Source organism: Rathayibacter sp. AC182, from assembly GCF_979253875.1.
The window spans coordinates 864,469-874,415 of record NZ_CEEDEK010000003.1 but is presented as its reverse complement, the minus strand read 5'-3'; the positions used below and the strand labels follow the sequence as shown (position 1 = coordinate 874,415).

Below are 9,947 nucleotides of genomic sequence, written 5' to 3'. Positions count from 1 at the left end.
GTACTTCGTTCAGTTTCAGGTCCGGGTGTTTAACCGTTTTCGCATTTATCGTGAAACGCTTTCGCGTTTTTCGTGCGCCGCTTCAGCTCGACCCCAGGGCCAGAAAAAGGAGGAACCGGTCATCATCACGAGTGAGAAGATAATTGGGTGCCCGGTAGTCCCTTGTATTCGTACGAGACCGGGGGAGGAAGGGGTTGTAGCTGTGGAAACGCTGTTGAGAGATTTCGGTAGCCAAGATCGGTTCCGGAAGAATCGTTAATTCTGCGACCCCGATCACGAATTGCAAAAGCAGGGTCAGGCCCGTCCATCGTAAAAGAAGGCCTGATGTCGGGAGCGATCAAGCGCGAAGCGACCAAGGAACCAAGGAGGAGTGGGACGCCGACAAGGACGTAGGCGCTCAGCGGCGATCGCTCGGCGAATAGGGACACGCCGATCGACCAGAGCGAACCAGAGCAGGAGGCCCACGGGAGATCTTGCGCGTCTGAGTCCGGTCTCCGAAGGACCACCGTGAGCAACACTGACCGCAGCTATACTTGATTGAAGCGTATCGGACGGAATCCGGCGCTGGGGTGCTTGACCCAACGGATAGAACCAGGAGCGCGACGCCCAAACATAACCACGCAGTCCGACGCCGCGGCGGGTTACAAGTAGGCGAGAAAAGCAACAGCTGCAAGCGGCTATAAGCATTGAATACTCTTTCGTTGTAGCGAACTCTCGCGTCCGACAATCTCATCAGGTCCGAGCTTCCTGCCGCTGAGCGATTGGGAGACGAAGCATGCGCGTCTTGACCCTTGTTATCCCCTGGCTGCGGGCGTCAAACTGCGCGGCTGCGGTACGCGAATTTGAGCAAGCCGGTAGCGTTGGAAGGTTTCGGACTGCAGTATTGCTCGAACGTACCCATCCGCCAAGCTGCGGGATGGTGCGAATGATGCGCTCGGAATCAAGCGGAGCTTGCCTGGATTCAGGTGCCCCTGGATCAAGCCCCAGATCATCTTAAAGAAATTGTTTTATAGTCACGACTGAGAGCGGCGGTCAAAATCGGCACAGCGGGACTTGGCACCCAGCTCTCGGCGGATTTCCCAGCTTACGAGCCCGGAGACCTTGAGTATGCGGAAGGCTGATATATGTCTAACTCGTAAAAGATTGAGCGCATCGTCTCCATGGTTCCGGTGATCTGCGCTTCGCTTGCGATGCTCGCTAATTCCTCGGCCGTGAAATTACGGCGCGCGTATTCAACGAAGAAAGTGCTAATATCGGGCGCATCACGTTTCCACAAATCCCAGAAATGTGGTTCGAATTGCGGAGATCGTCCAACTCCCTTCTTGAGGGGGCGAGGCAATCGCGGTTTGCGATGTTGATCAGTTGTGCGGTCTTTCAGAGGAGTTCAGCGACCGATGCGACGCGGACAAAAAAAGCCGAAGCCTTTATGGATAATCACAGATCACCCGGGCCAATCGCCCGGTAATGAGCGTCGCTGGCGGTGGTTCTCGAGCACCGTGTGCGCTCCTCGGCCGGTCGCTTCCGCCAACCGGTGCTCGATGAGTTTGTCCACGAGGACGCGTCGACACGGATCGACGAGGATGTCGGCCAGCAGGTAAATTGCGGAGGCCGTACTCAATAGCTACCACGGGCCTTTGATCGGGAAGTGCTCGTACGCCATTCTCATCCGCGAGAGACGCGCAGAGGAGAGCATGCGCGAGCTGAGTAGCAACGCTCAGTGGTAAAAGCTTGCTCAACTTCGCTTCCTTTCGCTACCTTTGTGCTGCCGGTGAAGAGATGAAGTCGTGTTCGTACAGGCTGATGCTGTTGCTCAATCTCGAATAGGTGATGCGGCGTACGTCCTGCTCTCTGAGCGGTCCGCGACGTTTCGTTCCTGTCGTTCTTGAGGGCCCGTCGCTCGTCGCCTGGGACCGACTCGGATCGGTTTGCTCGAGGAGGAGGAGGTCGCAGCCTCTCGGGCCTGATTTTGGGCTTCGAGTGTCGAACCGTGCGACTGCGCTGGAGGCCGCATCTGATTTTGTGATGCGGTTGCTTGAAATGCAGCTGGTTCATCAAATCCAGCGAGCCTCACTGACGCATTCCGATCAGGAGTCGGTCTGAGCCGCGTACTTCGCCTCGGTCGCCGCCTTCTGCGGACGCCACCACGCTTCGTGCTCCCGGTACCACTTCGGCGGTCGCCGCGAGAGTCCGGATTCGAAGTCGGTGTAACGCGGCTGCCAGCCGAGCTCGGTGCGCAGGCGCGTGGAGTCGATCGCGTAGCGCAGGTCGTGGCCGGGACAGGGTCGGTGACGTGGTCGAAGGCGCGTCTCGGCGGGGCCGAACTCGTCGAGGATGAGCTTGGCGACCTCGGGGTTGTTCTTCTCGCCGTCGGCGCCGATGAGGAAGTGCCGCCGCCGATCTCGCCGCGCTCGATGATCGCCCGAGACGCCGCTGTTGTGGTCGTCGACGTGGATCCAGTCGCGCACGTTCTCGCCGGCGCCGTAGAGCTTCGGGCGGATGCCGTCGATCACGTTGGTGATCTGGCGGGGGATGAACTTCTCGACGATGCGGTGGGGCCCGTAGTTGTTGGAGCAGTTCGAGATCGTGGCCTTGACGCCGGAGGAGCGGACCCAGGCGCGCACGAGCAGGTCGCTGCCGGCCTTGGTCGAGGAGTAGGGGCTCGAGGGGTTGTAGGGCGTACTGCTCGGTGAACTTCGCCGGGTCGTCGAGCTCCAGGTCGCCGTGGGCCTCGTCCAGTCCGGGATGTGGTGGTAGCGGACGTCGTGCTTCCGCACTGCCTGCAGCAGCGTGTATGTGCCGATGATGTTCGTCTCGAGGAACGGGCTTGGATCGTTCAGCGAGTTGTCGTTGTGCGACTCGGCGGCGAAGTGCACGACCAGGTCCGAGTCGGCGACGAGGCGGTCGACGGGCTCGGCGTCGATGATCGTACTCCTCGACGAGGGTGATGCGGTCGGCGACCGGAGCAGGGATCGCGGTTGCCGGCGTAGGTGAGCTTGTCGAGCACCGTGATCTGGACGTCCGGACGCTCGCTCAGGGTGAGGTGGACGGCGGTTGCCGGATGAAGCCGGCGCCGCCGGTGACGAGGATTCGCACGAGCGCATCCTGCACGTAGTGGAGAAGAGAGGAGGAGGAGGAGGCGGATTCGCTCGGGATCGACGCTAGCGCGAGGCGCGGTCCGCTGCTCGGTGTTCACTGGCAGGGACGCGGATTCGAGTTGGAGCAGCCGTTTGAGAGCCGAGCCGCCGTAGCCGCTCTTGACCAGGGGGCGGCGAGGTCGGCGAAGGCTGGGCGTCGTCGATCCAGGAGATTCCGCCGGCGATCTCCTCGATGCGGCCGATCTTGAACCCTTGACGCTGCTCGATGACCCGCACGAACTCTGGTCGCCCTCGATCATCGAATCGAACGTCCCCGTGTCCAGCCACGCCGTCCCACGATCCAGGACCTGCACGTTCAACCGGCCCGACTCGAGGTAGCGCTCGTTGATCGTCGAGGGTCTCCCAGCTCCCCCCGATGCCGACGGCTCGATCGTGCTTCGCGATCGTCGACGACGTCGTTGTCGTAGAAGTACAGACCCGGGACCGCGTAGTTGCTCTTGGGCGACTGCGGCTTCTCCTCGATCGACAGAGCACGGAACTCGTCATCGAACTCCACCACCCCGTACGCACGAGGATCCGCGACCTGGTACGCGAAGATCACCGCACCTCGATGACCAAGTGTTCGCCGCCAACGCCGTCCCCAGCGCCGTCCCGTGGAAGATGTTGTCCCCCAGCACCAGCGCGACCGAGTCGTCGCCGATGAAGTCCTCACCGGTCAGGAACGCCTGCGCCAACCCGTCCGGCGACTCCTGCACCGCATACAGGATCGACATCCCCAGACTCGACCCGTCACCAGCAGCGCCCGGAACTGATCGTTGTACTCCGGCGTCGTGATCACCAGGACCTCATCGATCCCGGCCATCATCAACGTCGACAACGGGTAGTAGATCATCGGCTTGTCGTAGATCGGCATCAACTGCTTCGAGATGCCCTTCGTGATCGGCCACAACCGCGACCCCGACCCACCCGCCAGAACGATCCCCTTCATCGAGCCGCCCTCGGCGGGCGGCGGAACGACGACGGGAGGACGCGAGGCGAGCTGCCGCGTCGGCGGAGCGAGGAGCACGCCGGGTCGAGGGAAGGAGCTGAATCACCCATCCAAGGTACCCCGGGCAGGTTTCGGAAAGTTGCCCAGGAGGGTGCTTCGAGCCCGACTTCGGCGCAGCGTGGCCCCCTGTGAGGGCCCGGCCGGGTGAGGAAGGATCGACTTGCTCTGTGCGACTCCGAGGACCTTCTCCCCTAGGCGCGCTTCGATGTGCTCTCCCGCGGACGTCGCCGCGGGAAGCGGCGCTCGACGAGCGCCTCGTAGACATCGAGGTACTCACGGGTCATCCGTGAGACGTCGTAATGATCGAGGTCGAGAACTGCGCGAGCGGCGTACTCCTCTCGGACCTCCTCGTCGTCGAGGAGCAGCGCGAGCTCGGCGGCCAACCAGGTCGACGTCGCCCGAGGAAGATCGAGCGGCGGCGCCGAAGCCTGCGACCTCGGGCAGGCCGTCGGCCGAGCTCACGACGCAGGCGAGTCCCGCTTCGCGCTCCTCGATGACGACGAGCCCGAACGGCTCGCGCCGAGAGGCGGCGACGGCGATCGATGCGCCGAGCATGTAGGCCGCGAGGATCGGGAACCGAGCCCGTCAGGTGGATGCGGTCTTCCCCACTCCTGGCCGCGCGTAGGAGCGAGTACGTCGGGTTCGTCGAGGTTGCCGACGAAGTAGAGGTGCGCGTCTGGTCGGGTGCAGGCCACTCGCCCGAACGCCTCGACCAGGAGATCCGATCCCTTGCGGCGCGTGATCGATCCGACCGCGATGACGGCGGTCCCCTCGAGCGGTGCAGGGGCGACCGCTCCCTCCCGGCAGGGGGATCGAGCGGCGCGTTCTGGATGGTCGTGGTGCGACCCCAGCAGAGCAGCCGACGTCCGAAGTCCCGCTCGTTCGCTCGGCTCACGCATACGACGACGTGGGAGAGCCCCATCACGCCCACCCCGCGCTGGAACTCGTTGTGCACGGTGGCGACGCGGGGCGTCAGCGGGGCTGCGAGCGCAGCGAGGAGGGCGGGAGTGAGGGTGTGCGAGTGGACGACGTCCGCTCGGAACGCCCGCAGGAGCGTGCGCAACCGCAGCATCAGGAGGGGGACGGCACGAGGAGACCGGCGCCGGAAGTCCAGTACGGAGGTCTCCACCCCGTACGCCTCGACGAGACGGGGTGAAGTCACCGCCCGCAGAGGCGATGTGGACCGTGTGCCCCTGCTGCGCCTGTCGGATCGCGAGATCGACGACGACGTTGTTGATGCCGTTCGCCGAGTTCGTCAGCGTGTCGTTGAGGTGGAGGATTCGCATGCCACGCCTTCCGAGGGGATCTGCACCCTGTCCGTCGCGAAGAATCGCACGCACGACGCGTTTCCCGATGCTCGTGAGCCGATTCGGCACCTTCTGTCGTCCTCGGCGTCGCGGGGCGGGACGGACCTCCGCGCCCGGTCGTTCCGTCGGCAACTCCTGCTGCTTCTTTCCGCGTCGCGATTCACGCCAGGAATTCGACTGCGGGACGCTCGGCCCTAGCGTCCCCTCGTCTGCGCTCTCCGCCCTGAGCGCAGTCAGGAGGAGGCGTTGGCCGCGTGGATGCTGTGACCGTCTGCATGACCGCCCGGAACGCGGAAGCGACCATCGGGGGATCGATCCGGAGCCTGCTCCGTGCGCTCGGATCGAGCGGGAGGATCCTCGTCCGCGACGACGGGAGCTCGGACCGGACGGGTGACATCGTCCGACGAGCGGGCGATCCTCGCGTGCGGCTCCTCGACGACAGCTCCCCGCTGGGCATCCCGGGCTCCCGCAACGCCCTGCTCGACGAGGTGCGGACCCCGGTCTTCGCCGTTCTCGATGCGGACGATCGCGCATTCCCCTGGAGGTTCCGACGTCAGCTGGGCCTCCTCGCGACCGGCGTGGATGCGGTCTTCTCTCCTGTCGTGGTGCGCAAGCCGCCCCTCCCGATCCTGCGGCCGCAGCTCTTCCCCGCGCTCTCGACGGCCGCGGTGCCCCTCGCTCTTCTCCTCGAGAACCCCTTCATGCATCCGACGATGACCGCGCGGACGGACGTGGTCAGGGGCCTCGGAGGGTACCGGGCGGTCGCGGCGGAGGACTTCGACCTCTACCTCCGGGCGTGCACCGCCGGGCACCGTCTGATCCGCGACGCGGTCCCCACGGTGCTCTACCTCCGCCATTCGGGGCAGATCACGGTCGACCCGACCTGGAACCGCTCGAAGAGCGACACTTCGCTCGTCGAGGAGGCGTTCGGCCGGCTCGGCGCGGAGACGCTCGAGGTTCGTCCCGTCCTGGTTCGCCTGGCGTCGCGCCGGCTTCCCGAGGGGAGGGGCCCCCGAGCACGTCACCGAGCAGCTCGACGCTGTCGAGGCCGCGGTCCGCGTCCTGCGGCCGCTCGAGCGGCAGTACCTCGGCTCCAGGCTCGCCCGGATCCGCTCGGCGGTCGCGGCGTGACCGCGACGACGGCGAGGCCGGCCCTGACGATCCTCCTGGTCGTGCCCGGCTCGTGGCACGCGCCGGAACTCGAGCGTGCGTGGAGCGAGCAGGGCCACCGGGTGGTCGTCGTGACGTCGGAGCCGGAGGCCTTCCGGGAGCGGACGTCCGGCCGGTCCACGTGGGGACAGCAGGGTGGACCTCTTCCCACGGTGCATTCCAGACGGCGCGGCTCGCTCTCTTCAGTCGCCTCGCGGCCCGCGTCATCGCCGGTGCGGACGCCGACGTCCTCGTCGTCTGGGCCGGAGCGGCTCACGAGCTCGGACCACGCACCCGGCTCCCGAGGGGCGACCGTCCTCGTCAGGAGCGGCCCCCATGTGCGCACGCAGGCCCGGCTGCTGGCCGACTCGCCTCGCGGCTCCTGGCGCCCCTCTGCGTCCGCCGTTCGGCGGGGGCAGCAGGGTACGCCCGTTTCCCGGTGACGGTTCCGACCCGGGCGATCGCGGCCGACCCCGCCTGGGGCTCGGTCCCGGTCGTCGTGAGCGGCTACGGGTTCCCTCCTGTGTCCGTCGACCTCCCCGAACGTCCGGACGGACCCCTCCGGCCTCGTGACGCTGGGCGAGCCGGAGTGGCGGACGGGGATCGATCGGGTCGACCGTCTGGCGAGGCTGGAGGAGCGTCGACTACATCACTCTCGTCGCGGAGAGGAGACGATCGCTCGACTCCCTCGACGCGAAGCTGCGGTCGGTGGGACGGCAGAGTCCCAGCGGCGTGGCCGATCTTCCGCCGCTCGCACGCGATGGTCCTCCTCAGCGGGGAGGAGGGGCAGCAGCGCGCCGGGATGGAGGCGATGGCCGCCGGCCTGCCGATCATCGTGACGCGCGAGACCGGACTGGCGGCCTTCTGCGAAGACGGCGCCGGTGTCGTCGTGGAGGCGGACGCGACAGCGGACGACTGCTCGGCCGCGCTCGCGGGTGGCGGCCGAGTGGAGTCTGCTGTCCCGGCGTGCGCGGGAGATCGCTGCGGAGCGCACGTGGGCTGACCACGCCGACGAGGTCCTCACCGCAGCCCTGGAGATCGTCCATGCGTGACGACCGACCCGGCAACCATGTTCTGCCGCAGCGCGCGGCGCTCCGGCTCGCCGCAGTCCTCGCACTGCATCTGACGGCATCGGCCGGAGTCAGGGGGCTCATCGTGAAAGGCGAGGCGCTCGCGTGGCAGGGCATCCGCGCGCCGCGCAGCTCGGCCGACGTCGATCTCTGGGTCGACCCGAGGCGATTCGAGTCCGCGCTCGCCGCTCTCCGCGCAGCAGGGTGGGCTCGTCGTCCCGAAGCTCTGAGCTGGACGCTCTTCATCGACCACTCGGTGACTCTCGTTCACCCCTGGTGGCCACTGCGACATCGACGTGCACCGATCCTTCCCCGGTGCGCTGTCCGCGGAGAGCGCCGTCTTCGAGTCCATCTGGGCGTCCAGAGTCCTCATGCCGTACGAGGAGTCGGCGGTTCCGGTTCCCGACCGGGCCCATCACGTCGTCGTCCATGCGCTCCACCACCTGCGCAGCGGCCGCTCGGCGGACTCGCGCGCCGCCGTCGAGCGGCTCGCGGTCCTCGTGGGCGGCTGGTCCGCGGCGGATCGAGAGGCGGTGCGGGACGCCTCCGTCGAGCTCGGCGCCCAGGGCCCCCTGGCGGTGCTGCTCGAGGAATGGGGAGTGCCGGCGGACGCCGACCCGCACATCGGACAGGTCCAGTCCCTCTGGGAGGTGCGCCGTCGGTCGGACCGCCACACCTTCAACTGGCTGCATGCGATCGCGATCGCTCCGTGGCGGTTGAAGGGCCTGCTGATCGCACGCGCGGTCTTCCCTACTCGCGCTGACCTGGAAGCCAGCCACCCTGCCCTCGTCGAGCGCCCCCGATCGATCGTCCGTCTGCGCATCAGAGCCGAGCGCTCCCTCCGAGGCCTCCGGCGCCTGCCCTCCGCGGTCGCCGATCTGCGCGAGGTCGCCCGGCTCGGACGGGCCGACGAGCGGAGCGGAGACCGAACCGTGATCCCGCCCGCGGAGCACCTCGGCGAGACAGCCGTCGCAGCCCCGGCGGCGGCCGTCGACGACCCGCGGTCGCCTCGGTCGAACGCCGGTCAGGCGCCGTCGGCGGGTTTCGTCGTGGAATCCGATGGTGACGACGTCTACGTGCTCGATCTCGGACGTCCCGACGAGGCTCCGGTCGTGCTCTCCAGCAGCGGCTACGAGATCTGGCGCCGGGCCCTCGTGCACGGGGAGTCGAGTGCTGCCATCGTCCGCGACCTCTCGGGCGTCTTCGGAATCGACCCGCACCTCATCGAGGAGGACGTCGAGAACTTCGTGGCCGACCTGGCCCGGTACTTCCCGACGGCCGCGCCTCGGTCGACAGGAGGAGGACGGTGACGCCCCGCGGCGGCCGACCGTTGCGCATCCTCCACGTCCTCGACACGTTCGAGAACGGCGGAGCGCAGCGCGTCGCGCTCTCTCTGGGACTGTGGAGCAGCAAGCACGACTGCCGACCCGGATTCTGGGGAGCGGACGGCCCGCTCGCCGCCGGTCTGACAGCCCCGACCTTCGTCGTGCCGCAGCACCGCTCCTCGTTCGTCAGGGAACTCCTCTCCCTCGATGCAGCAGTCCGAGCCTTCTCGCCGGATCTTCTGCACGCGCACCAGCGGCGGCAGGCGCTCCTCGCCCACCTCGTCGGCACGGTCAGGCGCGTTCCGGTCGTCGAGCACGCGCACACCGACCTTCCGACGCGGGACCACCGATTCCTCTCGTACTCGCTCCCGCCGCGTCTTCGCTGTCTCCGATTCGATCCGCACCATGGTGGTGACCGACTTCCACCGTCCGGCATCACGAGTCGTCGCCACGGGAATGCTCCTGCCCACCTGTCGACCGAGAGCTCGGCGGCTGCCGACTTCGCTGCCGAGCCGCTGCACGTCCTCGGGATCGGGCGGCTGACGGAGCAGAAGGACCCGAACGGTTCATCAGTGCTGTCGAGCACCTGGCCGCCCGTCGACGCGTCGTCGGGCGGTGGGTGGGCGACGGTCCGCTCGAGGAGCGCCTCAGGGGAACGCGTGCGGGCGGCCGGCATCGTCGAACTCGCGGGAGCGAGCGCGGACATCGTCGGCGAGCTCGACCGCGCGCACCTCCTCCTGTCGACGTCGAAGTGGGAGGGGACCCCGCTCGTGCTCCTCGAGGCCATGGCTCGTGGACGTCCGGTCGTCGCGACAGCGGTGGCGGAGTGCCCGCCCTCCTCGGGGACGGGCGTGGAGTGACGTTCTCGCCGGACGCATCGGGTTCGAGATCGGCGATCTGCTCGACGAGGTCCTCGCCGATCCGGAAGCCCTCCTGGATTCCGCCGCCCGAGC

The 9,947-nt window shown here is 67.1% G+C and carries 6 protein-coding genes and 2 pseudogenes; 4 read left to right on the top strand and 4 right to left on the bottom strand.

Annotation, left to right across the window (positions count from 1 at the left end):
- Positions 1-2,084 precede the first annotated feature (2,084 nt).
- The 4 genes and pseudogenes from AC0CII_RS07880 to AC0CII_RS07865 all read right to left on the bottom strand — a co-directional run.
- Positions 2,085-3,101: a dTDP-glucose 4,6-dehydratase gene (locus tag AC0CII_RS07880; RefSeq protein ID WP_465229016.1), complete on the bottom strand. Its 1,017-nt coding sequence runs from the start codon at positions 3,099-3,101 to the stop codon at positions 2,085-2,087.
- 140 nt (positions 3,102-3,241) lie between these two features.
- Positions 3,242-4,083 (bottom strand): annotated as a pseudogene (rfbA, locus tag AC0CII_RS07875) (glucose-1-phosphate thymidylyltransferase RfbA); the annotation flags it as partial.
- Between the two features lie 333 nt (positions 4,084-4,416).
- On the bottom strand, positions 4,417-4,698 hold the full coding sequence (locus AC0CII_RS07870) for a glycosyltransferase (protein WP_465229015.1): 282 nt from the start codon (positions 4,696-4,698) through the stop codon (positions 4,417-4,419).
- A gap of 280 nt (positions 4,699-4,978) precedes the next feature.
- Positions 4,979-5,272: pseudogene (locus tag AC0CII_RS07865) on the bottom strand (glycosyltransferase); the annotation flags it as partial.
- A 453-nt stretch (positions 5,273-5,725) separates the two neighbouring features.
- Here AC0CII_RS07865 and AC0CII_RS07860 point away from each other — a divergent pair.
- From AC0CII_RS07860 to AC0CII_RS07845, 4 genes are all read left to right on the top strand, one after another.
- Complete coding sequence (locus tag AC0CII_RS07860) at positions 5,726-7,042, top strand: glycosyltransferase family 2 protein (protein ID WP_465229096.1); 1,317 nt, start codon at positions 5,726-5,728, stop codon at positions 7,040-7,042.
- Entirely contained in the window at positions 7,039-7,602 is a 564-nt protein-coding gene (locus AC0CII_RS07855) for a glycosyltransferase family 4 protein (RefSeq protein WP_465229014.1), read from the top strand. Before AC0CII_RS07860 ends, AC0CII_RS07855 begins: the two co-directional genes overlap by 4 nt.
- A gap of 363 nt (positions 7,603-7,965) precedes the next feature.
- Complete coding sequence (locus AC0CII_RS07850; RefSeq protein WP_465229013.1) at positions 7,966-8,979, top strand: PqqD family protein; 1,014 nt, start codon at positions 7,966-7,968, stop codon at positions 8,977-8,979.
- Positions 8,976-9,854, top strand: a complete 879-nt coding sequence (locus AC0CII_RS07845; protein WP_465229012.1) for a glycosyltransferase — start codon at positions 8,976-8,978, stop codon at positions 9,852-9,854. Before AC0CII_RS07850 ends, AC0CII_RS07845 begins: the two co-directional genes overlap by 4 nt.
- Positions 9,855-9,947: the final 93 nt, after the last annotated feature.